The sequence below is a fragment of the Saccharopolyspora hordei genome (assembly GCF_013410345.1).
Taxonomy (GTDB): domain Bacteria; phylum Actinomycetota; class Actinomycetes; order Mycobacteriales; family Pseudonocardiaceae; genus Saccharopolyspora; species Saccharopolyspora hordei.
Map to the genome: position 1 here is coordinate 707953 of NZ_JACCFJ010000001.1, position 25569 is coordinate 733521.

The window sequence follows — 25569 nt, forward strand, 5'->3', positions numbered from 1 at the left end:
TCGGGTGCGCCCCGATTCCGGTGTTCGCGTGGGGCCGTGCAGAACAGGCCCGTCCGGGTAATTGTGCCTTGCGCGCCCGGACTCGGCGCTACGGCCCACGGCCACCTCGGGGACGTGCGACAACGGTCCGTGCCTGCGCGATCTCCACGGGTGCGCAAAAACACGGTCCCGCCGTCACTGTCATGTCGACTGGACGGCGGGACCGCGTTATTGGGTTGCGCGGGATGGAGTCCGATCTCACAGACCGAGATCCACCCTGGGTGGTCAGGCGCTCACAGGTAGTCGGCCAGGTCGGACAGCAGCGCCGCCTTCGGCTTGGCGCCGACGATCTGCTTGACCGGCTGCCCGTCCTTGAACAGCAGCAGCGTCGGGACGGACATCACCTGGTAGTCGCGCGAGATGCTGGGGTTCTGGTCGATGTCGAGCTTGGCGACGGTGATCTTGTCGCCGTGCTCGGCGGCGATCTCCTCCAGGACCGGGGCGACCATCTTGCACGGGCCGCACCAGGTGGCCCAGAAGTCGACCAGCACGGGCTTGTCGCTCTCCAGGACCTCGCTCTTGAAGCTGTTGGCGTCGACGGTCACGGTGTTGCCGGCCATGTCATCTCCCTCTCGGTTGTCAGCTCAGTTCGCCGCGCCGTAGCCGCCGCCGACGAGCTCGGTGGCGACCTCAGCGGCCGGCGTGTCGTGTTCGGCGAGCCAGCGCTCGGCGTCGATGGCCGCGGCGCAGCCCGAGCCGGCGGCGGTGATGGCCTGCCGGTAGGTGCGGTCCACCAGGTCGCCGGCCGCGAACACACCGGGGACGCCGGTGTGCGTGGTGGGCTGCTGGACCTGCACGTAGCCCTCGTCGTCGACGGTGACCTGGTCGCGCACCAGCTCGCTGCGCGGGTCGTGCCCGATGGCGACGAACATGCCGGTCACCGCCAGCTCGGAGGTCTCGCCGGTGACCGTGTCGCGCAGCGTGAGCCCGCTGACGCTGCCCTCACCGAGCACCTCGGTGACCGTCTTGTTGGTCAGCCACTTGATCTTGTCGTTGCCGCGGGCCCGCTCCAGCATGATCTTGGAGGCGCGGAACTCGTCGCGGCGGTGGATGATCGTCACCGACCGCGCGAAGCGGGTCAGGAAGGTGGCCTCCTCCATCGCCGAGTCACCGCCGCCGACCACGGCGATGTCCTGGTCGCGGAAGAAGAAGCCGTCGCAGGTCGCGCAGGCCGACACGCCGTGGCCGAGCAGCCGCTCCTCGCCCGGCACGCCCAGGTAGCGCGCGGCCGCGCCCATGGCCAGGATGACCGCCTTGGCGCGGTACTCCACGCCGTTGGCCAGGACCGTCTTCACCTCACCGGTCAGGTCGAGGCGCTCGACGTCCTCGGCGCGCAGCTCGGCGCCGAAGCGCTCGGCCTGGGAACGCATCTGCTCCATCAGGTCGGGACCCATGATCCCGTCCTTGAAACCGGGGTAGTTCTCCACGTCGGTGGTGGTCATCAACGCACCACCGAACTGGGTCCCCTCGAAGACCAGTGGTTCGAGCTCCGCCCGCGCGGCGTACACCGCAGCGGTGTACCCGGCCGGACCGGAGCCCACGATGATCACGTTGCGGACGTCGCCAGTCACCGCGCCCCTTCCGTCGTTGCGTCCCCGCCGCGCTCGGCGCGCGACCGTACCCGGCTCAACGCGATCCTATTCGGCTCTGTTCCCGATCGACGGACGCCGGTGCTGCAGGGCACAACGGCGCCGTGGGCGGGGGCCACGGTCGGCGTGGGCACCGTGGTCCCCACCCACGGGAGTCGGCGGTCCCCGGCGCCGACTGCGCGCCGGGTCAGCCGCCGAAGGTGGAGTCCGAGATCGTGGCGGGGTTGTCCGGACCGCAGTCCGGGGCGACGGTGAGGAGGCGGAACCGGCCGGCTTCGCCGGTGGGCAGCACCAGCAGCTGGGCCGGTCGTCCGTCGAGCGTGATCTCCCGCGCGCCGAGCGGCTTGCCGCTGGTCACGCCGTTGGCCTGCAGGCACCCGAGGAGCTGCTGGGGTTCGTTGAGCGCACCGAGGTACTGCTGGCTGGTGAGCGCGTCGGCGAACTGCGGGCCGGTGAGGTGGACCTGCCCGCCCTGCAGCGCCAGCGGTGGTTTCGAGCCGGGTGCCGGGGCCGGCGGCTGCGCCTGGGGCACGCCGCTGTCCCGCGTGCCGGTGGGCAGCACCGCGAACACGACCGCGGCGGCTGCGGCGGCGACGCCGACCAGCCCGGCGCCGAGGGTGAAGCGCCGCCTGCGGCGCTGCTTGGCCGCCGCGAAGTCGACCACCTGGCCGCCGCCGGCCGGAGCGGTCGGCGCGGCGGTCTGCTGCTGCTCGGTCCAGGCCCGGACCTCGTCTTCCAGCGCGGCCTCGATGCGTGCCGACACGTCGTCGGGGATCGTCAGCGACGGCAGCGCGGCGAGGTCTGCGCTGGTGGCCTCCAGCGCCGCCAGGATCTCCTGGGCCTCCGGGTCGTCCTGGACCTGGTTGCGCAGCTCTTCAGCGGTCTGCTCGTCGAGCACCCCGGCGTGGAGATCCGCTAGCTGGTCCAGGGACCACGGTGGCCCCTGCGGCGCCCCCGCGCGCCGGTGTTCGCCACTCATCGTCCCTCCCGTCGACGCATGGCAATCGCGTCATCTGGGACGTTCGCATCTGCACTTGGGTTCCGCAGGTGTCCCAGAAGTTTGGCGAGCTTGGCACGCCCCCTCGCGCACCGGCTCTTCACCGTGCCCTCGGCGATGCCGAAGACGGCCGCCGCCTCGGCCACCGAGTACCCCTCGACGTCCACGAGCACGATCGCGGTCCGCTGGTCCTCGGGGAGCTCGGCGAGCGCGTCCTGCACGGCCATCTTGGTGTCCTGCTCGGCGATGGCGTCACGGGGCACCGCCGGCTCGGCCGGGCCGGCCTCGGGCAGCGGTACGGTCGGGCGGGCCTGCTTGCGGCGGATGCGGTCCAGGCAGGCGTTGACCACGATCCGGTGCAACCAGGTGGTCACCTGGGATTCGGCGCGGAACGACGAAGCGTTGCGGAAGGCCGAGATCATCGCGTCCTGGAGCGCATCGGCGGCGTCTTCGGGGTCGCGCATGGTGCGCAGCGCAACAGCCCACAGCCGATCCCGATGTCGGCGGAAGAGCTCGGAGAACGCGTGTGGATCTCCGTTGGTATGCGCCGCGATGAGTTCGGCGTCCGATCTCACGGGGACAGACACGGTACAGCACTCTACTGATCGTGAGTGCGGACACACCCGCCACACTGACGAGTGGATCGTCGAACCTGGTCAGACGACGGACGGTGTCACCGGACGTGGCGTTGCGGCCCCCACCGAGACCGGACGGTCAGGCCGCGCTGCCGGAAGCGGTGATCTCGTTGATCCGGGCCTGGAACCCGCCGCCGCTGGACGGCAGCTGGGTGAACAGCACCAGGACCTCCTGGGCGGCCGAGTCGCTGGAGAGCGCGATCGTGGTCTGCCCCGCGTTCAGCTGCGCCTGGCCGATCACCTTGGCGTCGGTCAGGTCCGCCGAACCACCGACCTGCCGGACCTCGACCTGGGCCCCGGCGCTCGGCGAGTCGATGACGAGCTCCCGCAGCACCGCCGGGTGGGCGAGCCGGAGCACTGCGCCGGTGCCGTCGCTGATGCCGCCCGGCCCCAGCTGCTGGCGGTACTCCGCCGTCGACCAGTAGGTCCCGGGGTCGCCGTCGAAGAGGTACGGGATGCGGTTCGGGGTGTCCGGCTGCCCGTTGGTGTTGTACGCCTGGGCGCCGGTGATCTGCACCGGGACCGCCGGCGGCTTCTCCTCGCCGCCCGGGTGGTTGCCCGCCTCGCCGATGACCTGGCCGGTGCCGCTGTTGCGGCCGGAGTCGGTGAACACGCCGATGAGCGAGGTCGCGATCCAGGCGACCACGAGCAGGGTGGCCACCGCCAGCACGCCGACGCTGATCGCCAGCTTCTTGCGCTTGGTCTCGTCGGGCTTGGGGTCCTCGCGCCGCCAGACCTCGTTGGTGTCGTTGGCCGGAGCGCCCTGCCCGGGGGAGCCGGGCGCGTCGTGGGTGGCGTGCTGCTCCAGGACGCGGAGCACCGCTGCCCCGGTGCGGACCCCGCCGGTGGTGCCGGTGGAGTCCGGGTTGCCCAGGGCGCGCACCGCGACGGTGGACAGCTCCAGCGGCACGGTCGGGCGCAGCGTGCGCGGCGCGACCACGGTGCCGTCCGGACCGGTCGGGGCGGTGGGCAGGCCCTTCGGCGCGTCGCCGAGCGCCCACCGGCCGGTGAGCAGCAGGTACAGCGCGGCGCCGAGGCCGCGCACGTCGTCGCTGGAGGTGGCGTGCGCCATCGGTCCGGGGAAGGCCATGCGGATCTCGCCGTCCGGCGTCACCCGGATCCGCTGCGGGTGGTCGGCGCCGAGCACGAGGCCGGCGTGGTGCGCCGCCTCGACCGCGGCGGCCAGCGGCTGGAGCAGGCGGGCCGCGGTGCCGGGCGGCAGCGGGCCCTCGGCGACCAGGTCGAGCAGGTCGGTGCCGTGCGTCCACTCGGCGATCACGATGCCGAGGACGCCGTCCGGATCGCCTGAGGACTGCGTGACGACGTCGAGGACGCGGGCCACGCCGACGTGGTTGAACGTGCTGGCGTGCATGGCGCGTTCGAGCGTGCGCCGTGCGGCGGACGCGGCCTCGGCGTCCGCCCGGTCCCCGACCAGGATCGTCAGCGCGACGTCACGGCCCAGCACGCCGTCCTTGGCGCGCCACAGCTGCGCGTTGCAGCGCTCGTCCGCGCCGATCCGGGAAAGGAGCCGGTAGCGGCCGTGGTCCAACACGCGGCCCGGGGTCAGCACCTGCTCGGCCGAACCCTCGTCGCCGGAATCGTCGCGGTCCGCAGCGATCTGCTCGGTGGGTGGTTTGCTGGTCACCTTCCCTCTCCCGCTCCTCCCGGTCCGCCAAGGGGTGCGTCCCACCCCCCTTCCCCGCACGGGAGGAGACTTCGCCTTCGAGGGTACGTGACGCGAAAGTCAGCGACGACGCAGCAAACCGGTGAGCCGCCCGATGGCGGGCTGCAGTTCGGCCACCCGCAGCACCGACATGAGCCCGAAGATCGAACCGAGGCCGACGGCGGCGCCCACGACGAGCTGCAACCACCCGGTCCCCGCGCCCGCGGGGCCGGGGACGAGCGCGTCCACACCGGTCACGCTGCCCCAGCACAGCAGTCCACCCACGACGGACGCGACCGTCGTCTTCGCCAGCGTCACCAGGAACCGGCGGCTGCCCAGCGGGCCCAGCCGGTGCCGCAGCCAGACCTCGCCGACCAGCCACCCGACGATGAAGGTGAACGAGTTGACGAAGGTCAGCCCGTAGACGATCTGGTCGGGCTCCAGCACCACCGGCAGCGCCACGGCCATGAGCACCTTGGCGGCCGTCATCACGACCATGATCAGCGTCGGCGTGCGCGCGTCGTTGAGCGCGTTGAACGTGCGCATCTGCATCATCGTCAGCGCGTACGGCAGGACGCCGAAGGCGGAGACGGCCAGGGCCACGCCGAGCGTGGTGGCCTGACCGGACATGTCGTGCTTGACCGCGAACAGCGCCAGCGACAGCGGCACACCGAGCGCGGTCATCACCGCGCTGACCGGCAGCAGGGTCACGGTGGACAGCCGGTTGCCCAGCGACAGGTCGTCGACGACCTTCGCGTGGTCGCCGTCCGCGGCGGCGGCGCTCATCCGCGGCAGGATCGCGGTCATGATCGAGAACCCGATGACCCCGTACGGCAGCTGCAGCAGCATCCACACGTAGCTGTAGGTCGACCAGGCGCCCACGGCGTGCTCACTGGCCACCCGGCTCAGCGCGATGAGGCCGAGCTGGCTGACCGCGACGTAGCCGAGCATCCACAGCGCGAGGCCGCCGAACTCCGACAGCCGCCGGTCCCAGCCCCACCGCCAGCGCAGCCGGAACCCGGTCTTGCGCATCGCGGGCAGCTGGACCAGGGCCTGGCAGACCACGCCGAGCGTGACGCCGATGCCCAGCACCAGCAGCTGCGGGTCGGACATCGACACCGGGTCCAGCGAGATCTCGCCCGGCATCAGCGCCAGCGCACCGATGGTCACGATGACCACGAGGTTGTTCACCACCGGCGCCCAGGCCGGCGGGCTGAAGACCTGCTTGGACTGCAGGACCGCGCCGACCAGCGCGCTGAGGCCGTAGAAGAAGATCTGCGGCAGCAGCAGGTAGGCGAACGCGGTGACCAGGTCCCGGTTGGAGTTGTCCGACTCGGAGACCAGCACCACGGTCAGCAGCGGGGCGGCCACCATCGCCAGCAGCGTGCCCACCGCGAGCACCACGGCCGCCAGCGTCATCAGCTGCTGCACGAACCGCTCGCCGCCGTCGTCGTCGCCCTTCCGGGCGCGCACCAGGACCGGCACCACGACGCTGGTCAGGACGCCGCCGATGAGCAGCTCGAAGAGCATGTTCGGCAGCGTGTTGGCCACGTTGAACGAGTCGTTGACGACCCCGAAGCCGATCACCCCGGCCAGCAGCAGCTTCCACAGGAAACCGGTGATCCGGCTGGTCAGGGTCGCGATGGCCATCGAACCGCCGGCCTTGAGCAGGGACGGCTTGCCCGGCGAGACCGGGCGGATGACCTGGGTCTGCTCGGTGGCCTGCTCCGCCGCCTGGTCCATGCCGGGCTCGGGCGGCACCGCGGCGATCGGCTGGGTCTCCGCGACGTGCCACCCGCGCGGCGGGGCGGTGTCCGGCCGCCGGATCGGCACGGTGGGGTGCGTTCCGGGCGGCGGGGCACCTCGGCCCGGCTGCACGGCATCCCTGTCTCGGTTCACTGCCTCAGTCCTTCGCCCGCGCGGGAACGACCCGCCGGTCCTGTCGACTCCGCGGAGTGCCACCCCGACGGGTGACGGGATGGCACTCCGCCCAGGATCTCAGCTCGAGTTCCGATCACCGTCGGTGGTGGCGATCGGCGCGGTTTCCGGCGCGTCCGTGGTGCTCTCCCCCGATCGGGGCTCCTCGGTCCGCTCCCCGTTGCGGCGCTGCTGCCTGGCCCGGAACCGGGTGATGATCCGCCGCCCGGACATCAGCACCAGCAGGGCACCGGCGCTCAGCGTGATGATCAGGATCAACGGGCCGTAGTTGCCGGACTTGTACGGCAGGCGCTTGGTGCTGCCGAACTGGGTGCCGTCCTTGGTGGTCATCGTGACGTCGAGGAAGAAGGTGCCGGCCCGCTGCGCCGTGGTCTGCAGCCAGAACACCCGCCGCCCGTTCGCCGGGATGGTCGCCACGTCACCGAAGTCGTCCTGCACCTGCACGCCCGGCACCGGCGGGATGCGGAACACCACCTCGACCGTGATCGGCAGGTCGTTGGCCACGGTCAGCGGGGTCGGGCTGTCCGGCGAGGCGCCGACCAGCTGGGTCTGCGACTCCTCGATGCGGACCTTGCTGAAGATGTCCTCGATGGTCCCGCGGGCCAGGTCCACCCAGTGGCCCGCGGTGTCGGGCCTCCCGCGCCACGCGCTGGACGCACCGCGCAGCAGGCCGTTGACCAGCGGCGTGGTGATCCGGCCCGGTTCCACGTCGATGGACGGGTCCCGCCGGGACGACCGGTACAGGTCGCCGACCTTGAAGTTCTGCGCGGCCAGCTCCTCCAGCACCGGCTGCGCCACCTCCGCCGAGCCGGCCTCCACCGGGTAGCTCAGGTCGGCCTCGGGCAGCGTGTCGGGCTCCGGCTCGGGCAGCGGCACGGGGCGCAGCAGCCCGGCGTCGGTGAGCCGCTTCATGCCGTCGAGCAGGTTGCGCACGTCGTCACCGCGGAGGTTCCAGCGGCGCGGCGGCACCATGACCGAGGTGGCGCTGCCGACCGAGCCCTGCGTCGACCGGAACAGCAGGGCGCCGAGCGCGTTCTGCGTCGACTCCAGCTGCCCGGCCGGCGGGGAGAAGTCGGTGGTCCGCCGCCCGGTGTTGCGCAGCGGGTCGAGCGCGGTGGTCAGCAGCGGGTCGATCGGCACCGCGGACATGTCGCGGCCGCGCAGCCGCACCGGGTCCAGCGACCCGGCCGGGATGTCCAGCGCGTGCGGCTCCATGAGCAGGGTGTCGGGCAGGTCGCCGCTGGCCGGGTCGGCGAGCGCCCCCTCGACGGGCCACAGCACGTCGCGCGGTTCGGCCCCGAGCAGGCTCTTGTCCCTGAGCAGGTCGGCGCCGTCCATCGCGATGTCGACCAGGTCGGGCAGCCCGGCGCGGGACAGCGCCGCCAGGTCGGCGTCGGCGTAGGGCAGCGCGACCACGCACCGGCCCGAGGTGGCTTCCCGCAGCTTGGACAGCCACAGCTCGGCCGCGCGGGAGCCGATGCCCTCGGTGGTCGGGCCGCCCGGCTGCCCCACCTGGTAGCGGCCCTGCATGGCGCGGACGGTGATGAGCAGGTCCGGGTCGATGGCGAAGCACAGCGCGCTGCCCAGCGGCGATCCCGCGGGCGCGCTGTCGGTGACCGCCTGCAGCAGGTCGTACAGCCGCCCGCCGGGGGCCAGCGAGGTGGACAACGTGTCGTCGACCAGCTTCGGCGGCAGGCCGGGCAGCGCCTCCCGCACCAACCGCGGGTGGTCGACGATCGGCACCAGCATGCTGACGTTCGTGGCGTGCCCGGGCGGCGGTGCGGGACGACCGGGGGCGCTGAGCACCGGGAGCAGGAAGGTGGACTCGGCGATCCGCGCGCGGCCGCCGACGTCCGGCGCGCCGTTGACGTTGACCAGCAGCGGGTAGACGCCGGGATCGGTGATCTGCAGGGAGCCCGGGCCGGTCAGCGGGACGTGCAGTTCGACGGGGACCTGCTGCCCGGGGGCGAGGGAGTCCGCGACCGGGCTGAAGGCCGTCTCGGTGGCGGTGGGTGTCGCGCTGCGCATGGCGCGCTGCACGGCCGGTTCATCGGCGGCCGGGGCGCCGCGCTGCACGCGGGCTTCGACGTTCGTGATCTGGCTGTCGCTGGTGTTGGTCAACCGGCCGGTGATGACGACCTCGCCGGGCCCGCCGTCGGCGACCACCGACGGAGTGACCTTGGTCACGTCCAGTCGCACCTGGTCGTCGTCCTGGGCCGCCGCCGGAGGGGCCAGGCCCGTCGGGAGACCTGCGAAGACCAGCACCGCGATCAGCGCGGCCAGCAGAAACCTCACCCTGGCTCCGTCCCGCTGCCTCGCGCCGGGCGGACCCAGAAGCGGTCGCCCGTCCTGTCCGCACCGTCGCCGCGCAGGCTCAGCGCGCGGCGGACCAGCCGACGCTCGTCGGCGTAGGCCAGCACCTCGTCCAGTTCACCAAGCGGCACCCACGCCACCTCGGTGACCTCCACGTCCTCGTCGGAAAGCTCACCACCCACCGCGTCCAGCAGGAAGTGGTGCACGGTCTTGTGTACGCGCCGGTTGCCCGCGACGAACCAGTAGTCGATGGTGCCGATCGGGCTCACGACCCGACCGATGATGCCGGTCTCCTCGGCGACCTCGCGCACCGCCGTCTGCTCCGGGGTCTCACCAGCCTCGATGTGCCCCTTCGGCAGCGACCACAGGAGCCGGCCCTTGCGGTCCAGCCTCCCGATGATGGCAGCGAGCCCTTCGCGGCCGTTCACCACCAGTCCCCCGGCGGAGGTCTCGTCGACGGTCCGCAGCCTGCGCCGCCGGCGTCGGTTCCGACGCCCCGGCTGGGCACCGCCGGAGCGGCCGGGCGACGGGGGCATGCCGCCGATGGTAGTGCGATCAGGGGGTCGAGTGGGGGCGGTCGTCTTGCGTGGCGGGACACCTGTCCTGCACTCCGGGTGCCCGCGGCCCTCGGCGCGCGGGGCGCTGAACTGCCGCTCGGCGTCGTCCGCGCAGGTCCGCGACCGGGCACGCGCGCCCGGGGCGTGGTCGCCACACGGGTGATGGGGCGGGGGCCGAGGTCGATATCCTGGTCCATCATGTCGTCCTCCCCCTCGCACCACGACTCCGCCGCGTCCGCCGAGCTGCAGGCGCGGGAACGCCAGGCGCAGCGCAACGCCGTGGTCGAGCTCGTGCGGGTGGCGCCCGTCGCGGAGGAGCTGGGCGAGCGGTTCACCGCCGCCGGCCACCGGCTGTACCTGGTCGGCGGCAGCGTGCGGGACGCCCTGCTGGGACGGCTCGGCACCGACCTGGACTTCACCACCGACGCGCGGCCCGAGCGGGTGCGCGAGCTGCTGAGCGGGTGGGCCGAGACGATCTGGGACACCGGGATCGAGTTCGGCACGCTCGGCGCGTACCGGCACGGGACGACGGTGGAGATCACCACGTTCCGCGCCGACACCTACGACCGGGTGGGGCGCAACCCCGAGGTGGACTTCGGCGACACCATCGAGGGCGACCTGGTGCGCCGCGACTTCACCGTGAACGCGATGGCCATCGAGCTGCCGAGCCGGTCGTTCGTCGACCTGCACGACGGAATGGCCGACCTGGTGGCGCGGCGGCTGGACACCCCGGCCGCCCCGGAGGACTCCTTCGCCGACGACCCGCTGCGCATGCTGCGCGCCGCCCGGTTCGTCTCCCAGCTCGGGTTCACCGCCAGCGACCGGGTGGTGCGGGCGATGACCGACATGGCCGGTGAGATCGCGCGGATCACCCCGGAGCGGGTGCAGGTGGAGCTGTCGAAGCTGCTGTGCGGCGAGTTCCCGCGGCGCGGTGTCGAGCTGCTGGTGGACACCGGGCTGGCCGACCACGTGCTGCCCGAGCTGCCCGCGATGAAGCTGGAGATCGACGAGCACCACCAGCACAAGGACGTCTACCGGCACTCGCTGACGGTGCTGGACCAGGCGATCGACCTGGAGCGGGCGGCCGACCCGGACGGCGAGCCGGACCTGGTGCTGCGGCTGGCCGCGCTGCTGCACGACATCGGCAAGCCGGCGACCCGGCGCTTCGAGCCGGGCGGTGGGGTGAGCTTCCACCACCACGAGGTGGTCGGCGCGAAGATGGCCCGCAAGCGGCTGCGCGCGCTGCGCTACCCCAAGGACGTCATCAACCAGGTCTCCGACCTGGTGTACCTGCACCTGCGGTTCCACGGCTACAGCGACGGCCAGTGGACGGACTCGGCGGTGCGGCGCTACGTCAACGACGCGGGCCCGCTGCTGCCCCGGCTGCACAAGCTGGTGCGCGCCGACTGCACGACGCGCAACAAGCGGAAGGCGGCGGCGCTGCAGCGCGCCTACGACGACCTCGAGGAGCGCATCGCCCGGATCGCGGCCGAGGAGGACCTGGCGAAGGTCCGGCCCGACCTGGACGGCAACGAGATCATGCAGCTGCTCGGCGTCGACCCCGGCCCGGTGGTCGGCAAGGCCTGGAAGCACCTGAAGGAGCTGCGTCTGGACCGCGGGCCGCTGTCCCGCGAGGAGGCCGTCGAGGAGCTCTACCGGTGGGCCGAGGAGCAGGGCATCGAGGTCCCGCGTTCCTGACACCGCAGGTCAGCGGTTTGTTAATAATATCCGTTGTTCACCATCCACTGTTGCTAGCGAGTGGTGATCACTGATTGCTACGTCCGCTCGTGATCAGGGCGGCAATCTTCGCGCTGCGAGGGTCCGTGCGCGGGCAACCAGTGAGATCATGCGGAGGTGGGATCAGACGCGGACGTGGAACCGGGGATGCTGCTCGTCGCCGCCCCGCAGCTGCTGGACCAGAACTTCCGGCGCACCGTCGTGTACGTCATACACCACCGCGCCGAGGGGACCCTGGGCGTCGTGCTGAACCGGCCGAGCGAGGTCACGGTGCACGAGGTGCTGCCGAGGTGGGGCGAGCACGCGAGCGAGCCGCAGGCCTTGTTCGTCGGGGGTCCGGTCGAGCAGCGCACCGCGATCTGCCTCGCCGCGCTCCGCGCCGGTGAGGACACCGGGACGATCGCCGGGATGGTCGGGGTGCGCGGCCCGGTCGGGCTGGTCGACCTCGACGGCGACCCCGCGGAGCTGGTGCCGAAGGCGCGCGGGCTGCGCTTCTTCGCCGGCTACGCGGGCTGGGAGCCGGGCCAGCTGGCGGGCGAGATCAGCCGCGGCGACTGGATCGTGGTGCCTGCCCTGCCGGACGACGTGATCGCCGACCCCAGCACCGAGCTGTGGAGCCGGGTGCTCCGCCGCCAGGGCCCGCCGCTGGCCTTCCTCGCCACCCACCCCGGCGACGTCCGGCTCAACTGACCCGGCCTCTCCACAGCTCGCCGGGAGTTGTCCCCAACTCGTCCCCACTTCTCCACAACCCTGTGGACAACTCCCTGTGGAGAACCGCGGCCACGGGCGGAGCCGGGGCTCGGGGACGTGCGGGCGCCTGCGGTCAGAGCCAGTGGTTGCGGCGGAAGGTGGTGTAGAGGACAGCGCAGACGGCGAGGATCACCGCGAGCGCCAGCGGGTAGCCGAACGTCCAGTTCAGCTCCGGCATGTGCCGGAAGTTCATCCCGTAGATCCCGCCGACGGTGGTGGGCACCAGCGCGATGGCCGCCCACGCCGAGATCTTGCGCATGTCCTCGTTCTGCCAGAGCCCGGCCCGGGCGAACTGCGCGTCCAGCGCGGAGGTCAGCAGCTCGTCGCAGGACTCCAGCTCGCGACCGACGCGCAGCACGCGGTGCGCCACGTCGCGGACGTGCTGCCGGAGCTGGTCGGGATCGCTGTCCTCCGGCTGGACGATCCGGTGCGCCACGGGCTCCAGCGGTTCCACCGCGTCGCGGGCCTCGAGGACCTCGCGCTTGAGCGCGTACAGGTCCGGCGTCACGTCGTCCCGGCCGGGGGCGAACACGCGCTGCTCCAGCCGGGTCAGGTCGGCGCGGAGCTCGCTCGCGATGGTCAGGTAGTCGCCCACGACGACGTCCACGAGCAGGTAGGCGAGCGCGCGCGGCCCGGCGCCGAGCAGCTCCGGGTGGTCGGCGGCCCGGCGGTGCACCTCGGGGGTCGGGTCCTCGGCGCCGTGCACGACGGTGATGAGCACCGACGGGGTCAGGAAGAGGACCACGTCACCGGTGCTGACCGACGAGGTGGCCTCCGCGTAGCCGAGCACCTTGAGGACCAGGTGGTCGCAGTGCGCGTAGTGCTCGGCCCGCGCCCGCTGGTGCGGGTGCGCCGCGTGGTGCACCGCCAGGTGCGGGAGCTGGAGCACGCGCGCCGCGGCGCGCAGCACGTCGAGCTGTCCCGGCGGCACCTCCAGCCACAGGAAGCTGCCGTCCGGGACGGTGCGCAGGGCGTCGAGCACCTCGTCCTCGGGGATGGCCGAGGACCCGCAGACGTGGAAGCGCGTGCACCGCACCATGCAGGTCACGGTGCCACGCGAGCCGCCGTCCGGCCCGGTTGCGCGTCAGTCGCGGGAGAGCGCGCTGCAGCAGCCGCAGGAGCAGCCGCCGCACCCGGCCGCCGCCGGGGCGGGCACCGCTTCGGCCGCGCGGTTGCCGACCACGCCACCCACGGTCATCAGCACGAACGCCCCCACCAGGCCGAGCACGGCGATCATGACGACGGAGAACGTCGAGGCCAGCATCGGCAGCGAGACCCCGGCCAGCACGGCCGCCGCACCGCCGGCGAGCATCGCGGGCCCGGCCGCCCGGTTGGCGACCTCGAACGCCTGGTCGCTGCTCATGGCGGCGGGGGTGCGGACACCGACGTAGCGGTTGCGGGGCAGCTGCCCACGCAGCCCCCGGAAGCCGAGCAGCAGCAGGGCCGCCCCGCCGAGGACCAAGATCGCGCAGAGGATCACCTGAACAGCGAGCACCTCCCCAGCGTAGGAGAGCACCCGACTTGACCTGCGTCACGGTGCCGTTCCGGGCCGGACCGGCCCCGCGCTGAGCTGCTGTGGACAAAGCGGTTGGCGTGCTCCGCTACCCTGGTGGTGTGGACGCGAGGCTGCTCCTTGCGAGGCCGCGTTGACGTTCGGTTGAGACGACGTCAGCGCGGCGACCCCTCATGCCCGGCAGGGCCTGGGGGGTTTCTGTTTTTCCGCAGGCGGCACACTAGGGAGCGCACGACTCGCGAGTTCGAGGGCGATGGCAGGGAAGGACGCGAACCGATGAGTGGCCAGGCAGAGACCTCGACCGAAGAGGTCCCGCAGTACCGCTACACCGCGGAGACGGCGGTCGAGATCGAGCAGCGGTGGCAGCGCCGGTGGGAGGAGCGCGGCACCTTCCACGCGCCCAACCCAGCCGGGTCGCTCAAGGGTGACGTGCCCGAGGACAAGCTGTTCGTGCAGGACATGTTCCCGTACCCGTCGGGCTCCGGGCTGCACGTCGGCCACCCGCTGGGCTTCATCGGCACCGACGTCTACGCCCGCTACCACCGGATGCTGGGCCGCAACGTGCTGCACACGATGGGCTTCGACGCGTTCGGCCTGCCGGCGGAGCAGTACGCGGTGCAGACCGGCACCCACCCGCGGACCACGACCGAGCAGAACATCGAGCGCTACCTGCGGCAGATCCGCCGGCTGGGCCTGGGGCACGACGAGCGCCGCCGCGTCGCCACCACGGACGTCGACTTCTACCGCTGGACGCAGTGGATCTTCCTGCAGATCTTCAACGCCTGGTACGACCCGGAGGCGGGCAAGGCGCGGCGGATCAGCGAGCTGGAGGAGGAGTTCGCCAGCGGCAAGCGCGCGACCCCGGACGGCCGTCCGTGGAGCGAGCTGACCCGCACCGAGCAGCGGAAGGTCATCGACTCGTACCGCCTGGCCTACGTCTCCGAGGCGCCGGTCAACTGGGCGCCGGGCCTGGGCACCGTGGTGGCCAACGAGGAGGTCACCGCGGAGGGCCTGACCGAGCGCGGCAACTTCCCGGTCTTCCGCCGCAACCTGAAGCAGTGGATGATGCGGATCACCGCCTACGCGGACCGCCTGGTCGACGACCTGGACCGGCTGGACTGGCCGGAGAAGGTCAAGACCATGCAGCGGAACTGGATCGGCCGCTCGCACGGCGCGAACGTGGTGTTCCCGCTGGACGGCTCCGCGCAGCAGATCGAGGTCTTCACCACCCGCCCGGACACGCTGTTCGGCGTGACCTACATGGTGCTGGCGCCGGAGCACCCGCTGGTCGACGAGCTGACCGCGGACGCCTGGCCCGAGGGCGTGGACGAGCGCTGGACCGGCGGCGCGGCCACCCCGGCCGAGGCGGTCGCGCAGTACCGGCGGGCCGCGTCGATGAAGTCGGACCTGGACCGCCAGGAGAACCGGGAGAAGACCGGCGTCTTCACCGGCGCCTGGGCGACCAACCCGGTCAACGGCGAGCAGATCCCGGTGTTCATCGCCGACTACGTGCTGATGGGCTACGGCACCGGCGCGATCATGGCGGTGCCCGGCGAGGACACCCGCGACCACGAGTTCGCCGAGGTCTTCGGGCTGCCGATCGTCCGCACCGTGCAACCGCCCGCCGACTTCGAGGGCGGCGCCTACACCGGCGCGGGCCCGCGGATCAACTCCTCGAACCCCGAGGTCGGGCTGGACCTGAACGGGCTGGAGCTGGAGGACGCCAAGAAGGCCGTCATCAGCTGGCTGGAGGAGCACGGCCACGGCCGCGGCACCGTGCAGTACAAGCTGCGCGACTGGCTGTTCGCGCGGCAGCGCTACTGGGGCGAGCCGTTCCCGATCGTCTACGACGAGGACGGCCTGCCGCAGGCGCTGCCCGAGGACCAGCTGCCGGTGGTGCTGCCCGAGGTCGAGGACTACTCGCCGCGCACCTTCGACCCGGAGGACGCCGACAGCGAGCCGGAGCCGCCGCTGGCGAAGGCCACCGACTGGGCCAACGTCGAGCTGGACCTGGGTGACGGGCTGAAGAACTACTCGCGGGACACCAACGTGATGCCGCAGTGGGCCGGCTCCTGCTGGTACCAGCTGCGCTACATCGACCCGGACAACGACGAGCGGTTCGTCGACCCGGCCAACGAGCAGTACTGGATGGGCAAGCGGCCGGAGGAGCACGGCCCGGACGACCCGGGCGGCGTCGACCTGTACGTCGGCGGCGTGGAGCACGCGGTGCTGCACCTGCTGTACTCCCGGTTCTGGCAGAAGGTGCTGTACGACCTGGGCTACCTGTCGGCGGAGGAGCCGTACCGCCGGCTGTACAACCAGGGCTACATCCAGGCCTACGCCTACACCGACTCGCGCGGCGTCTACGTCCCGGCCGAGGAGGTCGAGGAGCGGGACGGCAAGTTCTACTACCAGGGCCAGGAGGTCCGGCGCGAGTACGGGAAGATGGGCAAGAGCCTGAAGAACTCCGTCTCCCCGGACGAGATGGCCGACGCCTACGGCGCGGACACGCTGCGGCTGTACGAGATGGCGATGGGCCCGCTGGACTCCTCGCGGCCGTGGGCGACCAAGGACGTCGTCGGCTCGCACCGGTTCCTGCAGCGGTTGTGGCGCAACGTCATCGACGAGCACACCGGTGAGCTGCGGGTGACCGACGAGGAACCGGACGTCGAGATGCTGCGCGCGCTGCACAAGACGATCGCCGGTGTCCGGGAGGACTACTCGGAGCTGCGGTTCAACACCGCGGTGGCCAAGCTGATCGAGCTGAACAACCGGATCACCAAGGCGTACTCGTCCGCGCCGGGCACCCCGCGCGCGGTGGTGGAGCCGCTGGTGCTGATGGTGGCGCCGCTGACGCCGCACCTGGCCGAGGAGCTGTGGTCCCGGCTGGGGCACGAGGAGAGCCTGGCGCACGGGCCGTTCCCGGTGCCCGACGAGCAGTACCTGGTCGAGGACACCGTGGAGTACCCGATCCAGGTCAACGGCAAGGTGCGCTCGCGCGTCACGGTGCCGGCCTCGGCGGACCAGGACGCGGTGAAGGCCGCGGCCCTGGCCGAGGAGAAGGTCGCGGCGATCCTGGAGGGCAAGGAGCCGCGCAAGGTCATCGTGGTCCCGGGCCGCCTGGTCAACGTCGTCGTCTGACCTCCCGTGGACGCCGCCCCGCCACCGGGCCGGGGCGGCGTCCGCTGCGTCCGCGCCGTCGGCGAGCTAGCTCACGTGGCAGGGTTACTCGCCGGTAACTACGCTGGCGGCAAGCTCGACGAGTGGAGGCGGCGATGGGGTTCGATGCGGACGAGCTCGCGACGTTGGTGGACGGGCGCTGGGCCCACGTCCGGGACCGGGTCCGGGAGGAGCTGGCCGGCATCGACCTGCCCCCGGGTGACCACCTCGACACCGAGGACCACCGGGCGCTCACCCTCGAGCAGCTGCACCAGCTGGCCAAGTCCGGCATCCCGGCCCTCGGGTTCCCGCCCGCCTACGGCGGCAGCGGGGACACCGGCGGTTCGGTGGTGTCGCTGGAGATGCTGCCCGGCAACCTGTCCCTGATGGTCAAGGCCGGTGTCCAATGGGGACTGTTCGGCGGGGCGGTCGTCGCGCTGGGCACCGAACGCCACCACGAGCGCTACCTGCGCGACATCATGAACCTGGAGCTGCCGGGCTGCTTCGCGATGACCGAGACCGGCCACGGCTCGGACGTGCAGCACCTGCGCACCACCGCGACCTACGACCCGGAGTCGCAGGAGTTCGTGGTGCACACGCCGCACGAGGCGGCGCGCAAGGAGTACATCGGCAACGCCGCCCGCGACGGGCGGATGGCGGTGGTGTTCGCGCAGCTGATCACCCGCGGCGAGAGCCACGGCGTGCACGCGCTGGTGGTGCCGATCCGCGACGAGTCGGGGAACACCCTGCCCGGGGTGACGATCACCGACTGCGGCCGCAAGGCCGGGCTGAACGGCGTGGACAACGGCCGGATCACCTTCGACCACGTGCGGGTGCCGCGCGAGGCGCTGCTCAACCGCTACGGCGACGTGGCCCCGGACGGCACCTACAGCAGCCCGATCGCCAGCAAGGGCAAGCGGTTCTTCACCATGCTGGGCACCTTGATCCGCGGCCGGGTCTCGGTGGCGGGCACGGCGGGCAGCGCCACCAAGCTCGCCCTGGAGATCGCGCTGCGCTACGGCGACGCGCGCCGCCAGTTCGGCCGGCCCGGCACCGACGAGGAGGTCGTGGTGCTGGACTACCTGGTGCACCAGCGCAAGCTGCTGCCCGCGCTGGCCAAGACCTTCGCCCTGCACTTCGCGCAGGAGCAGCTGGTGTCGAGCCTGCACGACGTGCCGCCGGGTGACGAGCGGGCGCAGCGCGAGCTGGAGTCCCGCGCGGCCGGGCTGAAGGCGGTCGCCACCTGGCACGCCACCAGCACCATCCAGACCTGCCGCGAGGCGTGCGGTGGCGCGGGCTACCTGGCGGAGAACCAGCTGGCGCAGCTGAAGGCCGACACCGACGTCTTCACCACCTTCGAGGGCGACAACACGGTGCTGCTGCAGCTGGTCGCCAAGGGCCTGCTGACCGGCTACAAGGACCAGTTCGACGACCTGGGCACGCTCGGCATGGCCAAGTTCCTCGCCGACCAGTTCGTCGGCTCGGTGATCGAGAAGACCGCGACGCGCTCCCTGGTGCAGCGGATCATCGACGGCTCGGGCAAGGACGACGTCCTGGACCGCGGCTGGCAGCTCACGATGTTCGACGACCGCGAGCGCCACGTCCTCGACGGTCTGGGCCGCCGCCTGCGGAAGGCCAACCGGGACAACGCCTTCGAGGTGTTCAACCAGGCCCAGGACCACGTGCTGCGCGCGGCGCGGGTGCACGTGGACCGCCAGGTGCTGGAGGCGTTCGTCGCCGCGGTGGAGCGCTGCCGCGACCGGGAGACCGCGCAGCTGCTGGGCAAGCTCTGCGACCTCTACGTGCTGTCCACCATCGAGGAGGACCGCGGCTGGTTCCTGGAGCACGAGCGGATCACGCCGCGCCGGTCCAAGGCGATCACCGAGGCGGTCAACGAGCTGTGCCGGCAGATCCGCCCGCACGCGGTGGACCTGGTCGCCGCGTTCCGGATGCCGCGCCAGTGGCTCACCGCCCCGATCGCCACCGGAGCCGAGGCCGCGCGCCAGGAGGCGCAGCGCGCCCACGACCGCGCCCACGGTTGATGCGGCCGATCGGATGAATCCGGGATCTCGGGGAACCGATCCGGTGATCGTGCGTCCCATGGGGGACGACGCGATGCCGAGAGGTTGCGAGGCGCGATGGAACCCCTGCTCCGGAAGGTCACGATCGCCGCGGTGAGCGGCGCGCTCCTGCTGAGCACCGCTGCGACGAGCACGGCCGCGGCGGACAGCGCGGTCAGCCCGAAGATCGAGTGCGAGACGGCGGCCAGCGGCGACGGTCCGTTCTACCCGGGTCCGTCCGCGTCGGACGTCTACGACGCGGCGTGGGGCGAGGGCCCGGCGGTCCCGGAGCTGGACACCACCACCCCGCAGGGCCTGGCCGCGTGGACGGACTGGGACGGCGCGGGCGGGGACCTGCTGCTGGTGACGGCCTACGGCGAGTCCGGCTCGGACGCGCTGATCATCGGCATCGACCCGGCGTCCGGCGAGCACGTGGGGTCGGTCGCGATCGCCGAGTCGCACGTCGGCGGCATCGCGATCAGCAAGGGCTGGGCGTTCGTGCAGGGCCGCAACTCCGGTGACCAGCACACCGTCCGCAAGTACGAGCTGACGGCGCTGCGGGACGCCATGAAGGCGAGCGGCACCCCGTACCTGGAGCAGACCGGCGAGGCCCGCGTGGTGCCCGCGGCGTCGTTCCTGGCCGCGGACGGCGGGACGCTCTACGCGGGCAAGTTCAACGAGACCGGCCGCGGCACCATGCAGTCGTACCAGGTCGGCGACGACGGCTCGCTCACCGAGCAGAAGACCTTCGAGGTCCCGATGAAGACGCAGGGCCTCATGGTCACCGAGGACCACTTCGTGTACAGCACGTCCTACGGGCGCACCAACCGCAGCAACATCTACGTGGTGGACAAGGGCGCCACCGACATCGACATCCCGTCCACCACGTGCTACCGCGCGCCGAGCATGGCGGAGGGCATCACGCAGTACGGCGACGAGGCGTTCCTGCTGTTCGAGTCGGGCTCGTACAAGTACCCCGACGCGCGCAACGTCATCAAGAACCTGCACAAGGGCGAGGTCTCGGCGGTGACGAACCCCTGACGGGGAGCACCGGCCCGAGCACCCCACGGGCCGGTGCTCTCACCCATCGCGGAGTGGCCGCCGTCGCGCGACCACTCCGCGATGGCGTTCCAGGGCGCCTGCACCCGGACGACCTCCGGGCGCGCACCGAACAGGCCGGGGCGTGCGGTGTGCCAGTTCCGCCTACAACTGGCACCTCGTCCCGCTGCCGGCTTCGAACCAGGGAGTCTCCGCTCCACGATTCAAGAAGTCGGCCCAGCGCTGCTTCGGGAACACCTACGGCTGAACGAGTTTCCGCCACCGCGACCGGGTGGCTTCACGATCCTGGAGGTGTCGCCGGGTCGACCCACGTGCCACGCTGGATGTTGATCTACTGGGGCCTGGGGGACGTGTGCACGAGAGGTCGGACAACGTCGGCAACGAGCTGGCGGCACCGGTTCAGGGGCCGGTCGTGCAAGCCGGCTCCATCCATGGGGACGTGCACTTCCACGCCGTGACCGGTTCTCCAGTACCGAGGCAACTCCCTGCTGCGACGCGGTACTTCGTGAACCGCGCCGTGGAGCAGGACATGCTCACCACGCTGCTGGCGGGTGCACAGGGATCCGGTGTGGTCCTGCTGTCGACCATCGACGGCGCTGCCGGCGTGGGGAAATCGACCCTCGCCGTGAACTGGGCTCACCGCGTGCGGGACCGCTTCCCGGACGGCGAGCTGTACGTCAACTTGCGCGGGTTCGACCCGATCGCCGAGCCCATGGAACCGAACGACGTCCTGGGACTCTTCCTCACAGCGCTCGGCGTCCAGCACGAACGCATCCCGCCGGACGACGACGCCCGCGCAGCGATGTTCCGCAGCCTCGTGCACGACAGGCACATGCTGGTGCTCCTCGACAACGCTCGTTCCGTGGACCAGGTCCGACCACTGCTGCCTGGAACGCCGACCTGCCTGGTGGTGGTGACGAGCCGCCACCGGCTGGACGACCTCGTCGTCCGGGAAGGTGCGACGAGGGTGACGTTGCACGTGCTCTCCGAGACCGAATCGCACGACTTGCTCGCGCACTACCTGGGGCGCGAGCGACTCGCGGAAGAACCCGAGGCTGCAGCGGAGATCGTGGCGCACTGTGGCGGGCTTCCCCTCGCGTTGGGCGTGGTCGCGGTCCGAGCAGCGGAGTTCACCGACTTCTCGCTGGAAGAGCTGGCCGAAGAGCTGCGGAACGAGCGCGACCGGCTCGACGCCCTGGAGTCGGGTGGCGAAATCGGGGTTCGAGCGGTGTTCTCCTGGTCCTACCGGTCCCTGTCGGACGAGGCCGCGAGGCTGTTCCGCCTGATGGGCCTGCCGACTGGACCGGACATCGGCCTCGACGCTCTGGCCGCGCTCGCCGGACGGTCCAAGCGTGACCTCCGCCGACCTCTGGCGGAGCTGCTCAGGGCCAACCTGGTCGAACGGCAGGAACCAGGTCGCTATCGCTACCACGACTTCGGGCTTACGCCGCCGAGTGCGCATCGACCGACGAACCAGCCGAGAGCCGCCAAGCAGCCGTTCGCCGCCTGCTCGACTTCTACCTCCGCACCAGCGCTGCGGCGGACGCGCAGACGACTGGACACGCACGGCACTTCACGCCGGAGACGCCCGGTTCCGACGTGTCCGGGCTCGCCTTCGACGACGATGGGGGCGCGATCGCCTGGTGGGAGGCCGAACGCCACAACCTGCGCGCTGCGATCAAACAAGCTGAGAGATCGGGCCTGTGGGAGCACTCGTGGCAGCTGCCCCGCAGCCTCATGTACCTGTTCCACCTGCGCGGTTGCACCACGGATTGGATCGATGCCTACGGCATCGCGATCTCAGCGGCGCAGCGGCTCGGGAACGAGGAAGCGCAAGCGAACCTGCTGCACGAGCTCGGGGTCGCTCACTACGACCTCGAGGACTTCGATGCGGCAGCGCGGTACGCAGCGGAGGCGCTCCTGCACTTCGACGCGATCGGTGATCGTCGAGGGCGTGGCGAGGTGCTCATCGCGCTCGGACACGCACTGATCAGTGCTCGACGGTACGACGAAGCGGCCGATCCCCTGGAGAACGCTCTGGAGATCGCCGAGAGCCTGGGTGATGGCTTCGCGCAAGGGCTGGCGCACAACGCACTCGGGCTCCTCCACGCGGAGTGCCGCCGCTTCGAGGCGGCGTTCGCGCACTTCGAGCAGGCGTTGCGGTTCGACAGGGAAGCCGGTGAGGAGATGGGCGAGGGCTTCGCGCTCCACAACCTTGCCGTAGCCCACCTCGACTCCGGCAACCCGGACGAGGCGATCGAGAACCACCGACGAGCGCTGGAGCTCCGGCGCAGGATCGGCCACCGGCAAGGAGAAGCCGCAAGCCTTCGCGCACTGGGGCGGGCTCTCCTGGCTTCCGGTGACGTTGCGGAGGCCAGGCGGGCTTTGCTCGAGGCGTTGGAGGTCCTCGAAGAACTGGGGCAAGGGGAAGCAGCTGAGGTGCGCGCCGAGCTGGACGCGCTGCCTACTCCTTGACCGACGCGATGAAGGAAGCCCACTTCTGCTTCGTGAACACGAGAGTGCCGCCGTCCCGGTCCTTGGTGTCTCGCACGCCCACGAGCTCCGGGGTCATCGCCACCTCGACGCATCCCGCTGGGTTCGAGGAGTAGCTGGACTTGAACCACTGGTCAGGCGAGAACGTGCACACCTCGTCATGCTATCTCCCGCAATGCCCGGTGGACCATGTCTCGCGATCCCCGTCTCCCCGCTGTCTTTCGCAGGCATTGCGCGAAAGTCGCTGCGTACTCACGTGTGCGGGCACGGTCGGCGATCACGCCGAGCCAGGTCAGCGTCTCTTGCCAGACGAGGTCGGGCAGGCGTGGGCTCGGGAAGCTGAGGATGTGGAACGTCGACGCGCCTAGCGCGCCGTGAGCGCCAGCCGTGAAGGGAACCACCAAGAGCTCGAGGGTGTCCGGTAGTTCCTCGATCAGCGCCAGGAGGTGCTCGAGCTGCTCGGCGAGCACCGTCGGGCCACCGACTTGTTGGTGGAGCGCACCTTCGCTGAGCACCACGGTCAGGCGCAGGGGGTCTTCACCCCTGAGCCGTCGCTGACGGAGCATGCGAGCTTCGACGCGCTGATCGGCTTCAGAAGTGCGCGTGTTCGGGCTGTCGCTGGTGACGATGGCGTGCGCGTACGCCTCTGTCTGCAGCAGACCGGGGATCAGCAGGCTCTCGTGCATGCGGATCGACTCCGCGCCCCACTCGTAGCCGAAGTACCGGAGCAGTTCCGGCGGGAACAGCCCCGAGTACTGCGTCCACCAGCCGCGCTCGTCGGTGCCGCGGCGTAGCTCTTGCAGCTCGAACAGCTCGTCCTCGTGAACTTCGTAGAGGGAGGCGGCCTCCGCGAGCTTGTCCGCCGTGAGGCGTCGCTTGCCGTGCTCCACTTCGCTGAGGAAGTTCTGCGAGATGCCGAGCTCCTTCGCCGCGGTGACCCCGGTCAGCCCCACCTCCTCCCGCGCTTCCCGCAGCCGCATGCCGAGCTCCCACGCGGCGACTGTGGGCGAAGAAGGTGTCATCCTCAGTCCTCTCGGCTCGCGATCGGGTGAATCGTACGAGCTCAGCGTCCTGCTACCCGATCAGGGAATAGTCGTTGCGATATCGCAAAGGTATTTTTCGATCTAGGCGGCGGGCTGGTCGTGCTCTCCCCGGCCTCCCCCTCGGTCCGCCGCCTTCCCCACCTTCCCTCTCCCCTTCCTCGGAGGTGTTCTCGGTGCTGTACCCGAACCTGGAGCCGGAGCGGCCTGTCGCCTACTGGCGGCCCGTCGCGGGGGTGCGGCACGGGTTGGAGCCGGACGGGCCGCCGTTCCCCGGGCAGGAGCGGGCCACCTTGTGCGGGTCGCGCGTCCAGCTCGGCCGGGTCGGCGACGTGGACTGGTTGGCGCCCACCTGCGAGGACTGCTGGGCGGAAGCCGTCGCGCGGCGCGACGCGCGGGCTCGTCGGTCCACTCAGGACTGATCGGCACGATTCCCCCCGGACCGCCAGGAGGTTCTTCGTGGACGTGGTGCTCGACCTCATCACTTCGCCCGCGACGGCAGGCCTGCTCGCCGCTGCGGTGCTCGTCGCGGTCTTCCCGCTGCGCGGCGGGCACGGCCAGCACGCGGGTGCCGGACCCGGGACGCTCACCGTGCGGCAGGTGCGGGAAGCCGTGCGGCCGGATCCGGTGGACGTCTTCGCCACCATGACCGAGCAGGAGTGCCAGGCGTACCTGGACGAGCGGACCCGGCGGAAGCTCGCCGCCGTGCCGCCGCCCTACGTGGGCAAGCACCGGCTCGCCATCGAGGACCTGGTCGACGAGTTCCACCCGAGGGTCGCCGTCGCGCTGCACCCGCGCGTGCTGCAGCACGGCCTGTGGTGGTGACCGCTCAGGCCAAGCCCGTCTCGTGGGTGAGCTCCCGGAGCATCGCCTCGAAGAGGCGGTCGGCGTGCTTGAGGTCGAACGGGAAGCGCCCGAAGACCTCCAGCGCCACGTGGCCGTACAGGCGGACCCACCAGCGCAGCAGGAAGTGCACCACCTCCGGGCGCAGCGCGGCCGGCGGCACGTCGATGCCCGCCGTGGAGAACGCCTCCGCCAGCGACTCCTGGTGCGCCGACAGGTCGGGCAGCTCGAACGGCGGTTCCGCCAGGCTCGTGCCCTCGGCGAGGAAGGGGCCGATGATGCCGAGGAACACGCTGCCGAACCGGTCCGGCCGGCGCTCCTCCTCCACCCGCGGTGTGGCGAAGACCAGCGCGAACTCCTCCGGGTGCGCCAGCGCCCAGCGGCGGAACGCGCGGCACACCGCGAAGATCTTGGCCACGAGCTCCTCGCCGACCGCCTCGGACTCCGCGTGCAGCTCGGTCGCCAGGTCGGTGCAGATGTCGTCGCACAGCTGCCGCAGCAGGTCCTCGCGCGACTCGTAGTACCGGTACAGCGCCGGGGCGGTGATGCCCAGCTCGCGCGCGATGGCCCGCAGGGAGACCGCGTCGCTGCCGCGCTCGACCAGCAGGGCTCGCGCGAGCTGGCGGATCTCCAGTTCGGTGGCGGCGCGGAGCCGTTCGCGCCGGGAAGACCCGGTCATGTGGCATTCCTCCCGTGGACGCCGGTGAGGCCGCAGCGATTGTGTCCCACTCGGGGCGGGTCACGGTGTCCGCCTTCGCATTCGCACCGGATGCGACGGTGGGGCGAATGGACCAGGCGCCCGCCGCGTTGCAGCTGTCGGCGCCGTTGATCGAAGACCGAGGAGGCAGCATGGCAGCCGCAGTGCAGGAAGTCGTCGTCTACACCCGCCCCGGATGCCCCTTCTGCACCATGCTGCGCGCGGGGCTGCGCCAGGAGGGGCTGGAGTTCACCGAAGTCGACATCTGGGAGGACCCGGAGGCGGCGGCCACCGTGCGCGGCATCGCCGACGGCAACGAGACCGTGCCGACCGTGGTCGTCGGCGAGTGGCAGGCGGTCAACCCCTCCGCGAGCAGCGTGCTGGAGGCGGTCCGCGAGCACGCCCCGCACCTGCTGCCCGTGCGCGACGGGGCCTGAGAAGTGACCAGGGCCGACCGCACGGGGGGCTTTGCGGTCGGCCCTGGGGT

The 25569-nt window shown here is 71.4% G+C and carries 23 protein-coding genes; 9 read left to right on the forward strand and 14 right to left on the reverse strand.

Features of this window, described 5'->3' with window-relative positions; all coding sequences use genetic code 11:
• Positions 1-272 precede the first annotated feature (272 nt).
• From trxA to HNR68_RS03390, 8 genes are all read right to left on the reverse strand, one after another.
• Positions 273-599: a thioredoxin gene (trxA, locus tag HNR68_RS03355; protein WP_179717513.1), complete on the reverse strand. Its 327-nt coding sequence runs from the start codon at positions 597-599 to the stop codon at positions 273-275.
• A gap of 24 nt (positions 600-623) precedes the next feature.
• The gene (gene trxB, locus HNR68_RS03360; RefSeq protein ID WP_179717515.1) at positions 624-1610 is read right to left on the reverse strand and encodes a thioredoxin-disulfide reductase; all 987 of its coding nucleotides are present in this window, start codon (positions 1608-1610) and stop codon (positions 624-626) included.
• A 205-nt stretch (positions 1611-1815) separates the two neighbouring features.
• A complete protein-coding gene (locus HNR68_RS03365; RefSeq protein WP_179717517.1) occupies positions 1816-2607 on the reverse strand; it encodes an anti-sigma factor family protein in 792 nt (263 codons plus the stop codon).
• On the reverse strand, positions 2604-3212 hold the full coding sequence (sigM, locus tag HNR68_RS03370) for an RNA polymerase sigma factor SigM (RefSeq protein WP_179717520.1): 609 nt from the start codon (positions 3210-3212) through the stop codon (positions 2604-2606). The genes HNR68_RS03365 and sigM overlap by 4 nt, the downstream gene beginning before the upstream one ends.
• Positions 3213-3339: 127 nt before the next feature.
• Complete coding sequence (locus tag HNR68_RS03375; protein ID WP_179717522.1) at positions 3340-4905, reverse strand: protein kinase family protein; 1566 nt, start codon at positions 4903-4905, stop codon at positions 3340-3342.
• A gap of 99 nt (positions 4906-5004) precedes the next feature.
• Positions 5005-6822, reverse strand: coding sequence for a murein biosynthesis integral membrane protein MurJ (gene murJ / locus HNR68_RS03380; protein ID WP_343049905.1), 1818 nt, complete (start codon positions 6820-6822; stop codon positions 5005-5007).
• Positions 6823-6921: 99 nt separating this feature from the next.
• Positions 6922-9156 carry a DUF6049 family protein gene (locus tag HNR68_RS03385; RefSeq protein ID WP_179717524.1) on the reverse strand — a complete coding sequence of 745 codons (2235 nt, stop codon included), beginning with the start codon at positions 9154-9156 and terminating at the stop codon, positions 6922-6924.
• The gene (locus HNR68_RS03390; protein ID WP_179717526.1) at positions 9153-9710 is read right to left on the reverse strand and encodes an NUDIX hydrolase; all 558 of its coding nucleotides are present in this window, start codon (positions 9708-9710) and stop codon (positions 9153-9155) included. The genes HNR68_RS03385 and HNR68_RS03390 overlap by 4 nt, the downstream gene beginning before the upstream one ends.
• A 219-nt stretch (positions 9711-9929) precedes the next feature.
• On the opposite strand from HNR68_RS03390, the gene HNR68_RS03395 reads away from it, so the two are divergent.
• Positions 9930-11429: a CCA tRNA nucleotidyltransferase gene (locus HNR68_RS03395; RefSeq protein ID WP_179717528.1), complete on the forward strand. Its 1500-nt coding sequence runs from the start codon at positions 9930-9932 to the stop codon at positions 11427-11429.
• A 156-nt stretch (positions 11430-11585) separates the two neighbouring features.
• Entirely contained in the window at positions 11586-12158 is a 573-nt protein-coding gene (locus HNR68_RS03400) for a YqgE/AlgH family protein (RefSeq protein ID WP_179717530.1), read from the forward strand.
• Between the two features lie 133 nt (positions 12159-12291).
• Here the strand turns inward: HNR68_RS03400 and HNR68_RS03405 are convergent, their stop codons facing one another.
• Entirely contained in the window at positions 12292-13257 is a 966-nt protein-coding gene (locus HNR68_RS03405) for a magnesium and cobalt transport protein CorA (RefSeq protein ID WP_179717532.1), read from the reverse strand.
• A gap of 45 nt (positions 13258-13302) precedes the next feature.
• Positions 13303-13713, reverse strand: coding sequence for an SdpI family protein (locus HNR68_RS03410; RefSeq protein ID WP_179717534.1), 411 nt, complete (start codon positions 13711-13713; stop codon positions 13303-13305).
• A gap of 294 nt (positions 13714-14007) precedes the next feature.
• On the opposite strand from HNR68_RS03410, the gene leuS reads away from it, so the two are divergent.
• The 3 genes from leuS (at position 14008) to HNR68_RS03425 (ending at position 19991) form a co-directional block, all read left to right on the forward strand.
• Positions 14008-16872, forward strand: coding sequence for a leucine--tRNA ligase (leuS, locus tag HNR68_RS03415; RefSeq protein WP_179717537.1), 2865 nt, complete (start codon positions 14008-14010; stop codon positions 16870-16872).
• Positions 16873-17006: 134 nt separating this feature from the next.
• Complete coding sequence (locus HNR68_RS03420) at positions 17007-18932, forward strand: acyl-CoA dehydrogenase family protein (RefSeq protein WP_179717539.1); 1926 nt, start codon at positions 17007-17009, stop codon at positions 18930-18932.
• A gap of 96 nt (positions 18933-19028) precedes the next feature.
• The gene (locus HNR68_RS03425) at positions 19029-19991 is read left to right on the forward strand and encodes a hypothetical protein (protein ID WP_179717541.1); all 963 of its coding nucleotides are present in this window, start codon (positions 19029-19031) and stop codon (positions 19989-19991) included.
• 349 nt (positions 19992-20340) lie between these two features.
• Here the strand turns inward: HNR68_RS03425 and HNR68_RS27770 are convergent, their stop codons facing one another.
• Positions 20341-21441: a hypothetical protein gene (locus HNR68_RS27770; protein ID WP_246330378.1), complete on the reverse strand. Its 1101-nt coding sequence runs from the start codon at positions 21439-21441 to the stop codon at positions 20341-20343.
• 167 nt (positions 21442-21608) lie between these two features.
• On the opposite strand from HNR68_RS27770, the gene HNR68_RS03435 reads away from it, so the two are divergent.
• Positions 21609-22484, forward strand: coding sequence for a tetratricopeptide repeat protein (locus HNR68_RS03435; protein ID WP_343049906.1), 876 nt, complete (start codon positions 21609-21611; stop codon positions 22482-22484).
• Here the strand turns inward: HNR68_RS03435 and HNR68_RS03440 are convergent.
• Both HNR68_RS03440 and HNR68_RS03445 read right to left on the reverse strand, forming a co-directional pair.
• Positions 22474-22656 carry a DUF397 domain-containing protein gene (locus tag HNR68_RS03440; RefSeq protein ID WP_179717547.1) on the reverse strand — a complete coding sequence of 61 codons (183 nt, stop codon included), beginning with the start codon at positions 22654-22656 and terminating at the stop codon, positions 22474-22476. The two genes, HNR68_RS03435 and HNR68_RS03440, sit on opposite strands and share 11 nt — an antisense overlap.
• Positions 22657-22660: 4 nt before the next feature.
• Positions 22661-23482, reverse strand: a complete 822-nt coding sequence (locus HNR68_RS03445) for a helix-turn-helix domain-containing protein (protein ID WP_246330379.1) — start codon at positions 23480-23482, stop codon at positions 22661-22663.
• Positions 23483-23718: 236 nt separating this feature from the next.
• Between HNR68_RS03445 and HNR68_RS03450 the strand changes: the two genes are divergently transcribed.
• Positions 23719-23964 (forward strand): HC3 family zinc finger protein, encoded by a 246-nt coding sequence (locus HNR68_RS03450; RefSeq protein ID WP_179717551.1) that lies wholly within the window; start codon positions 23719-23721, stop codon positions 23962-23964.
• A 37-nt stretch (positions 23965-24001) separates the two neighbouring features.
• Positions 24002-24367, forward strand: a complete 366-nt coding sequence (locus tag HNR68_RS03455; RefSeq protein WP_179716356.1) for a hypothetical protein — start codon at positions 24002-24004, stop codon at positions 24365-24367.
• A gap of 4 nt (positions 24368-24371) precedes the next feature.
• Here HNR68_RS03455 and HNR68_RS03460 read toward each other — a convergent pair whose 3' ends face one another.
• Positions 24372-25064, reverse strand: a complete 693-nt coding sequence (locus HNR68_RS03460) for a TetR/AcrR family transcriptional regulator (protein WP_179717553.1) — start codon at positions 25062-25064, stop codon at positions 24372-24374.
• Between the two features lie 170 nt (positions 25065-25234).
• Here HNR68_RS03460 and HNR68_RS03465 point away from each other — a divergent pair, with 170 nt between their 5' ends.
• Positions 25235-25519: a glutaredoxin family protein gene (locus HNR68_RS03465; RefSeq protein ID WP_179717555.1), complete on the forward strand. Its 285-nt coding sequence runs from the start codon at positions 25235-25237 to the stop codon at positions 25517-25519.
• The last annotated feature ends 50 nt before the right edge of the window (positions 25520-25569 follow it).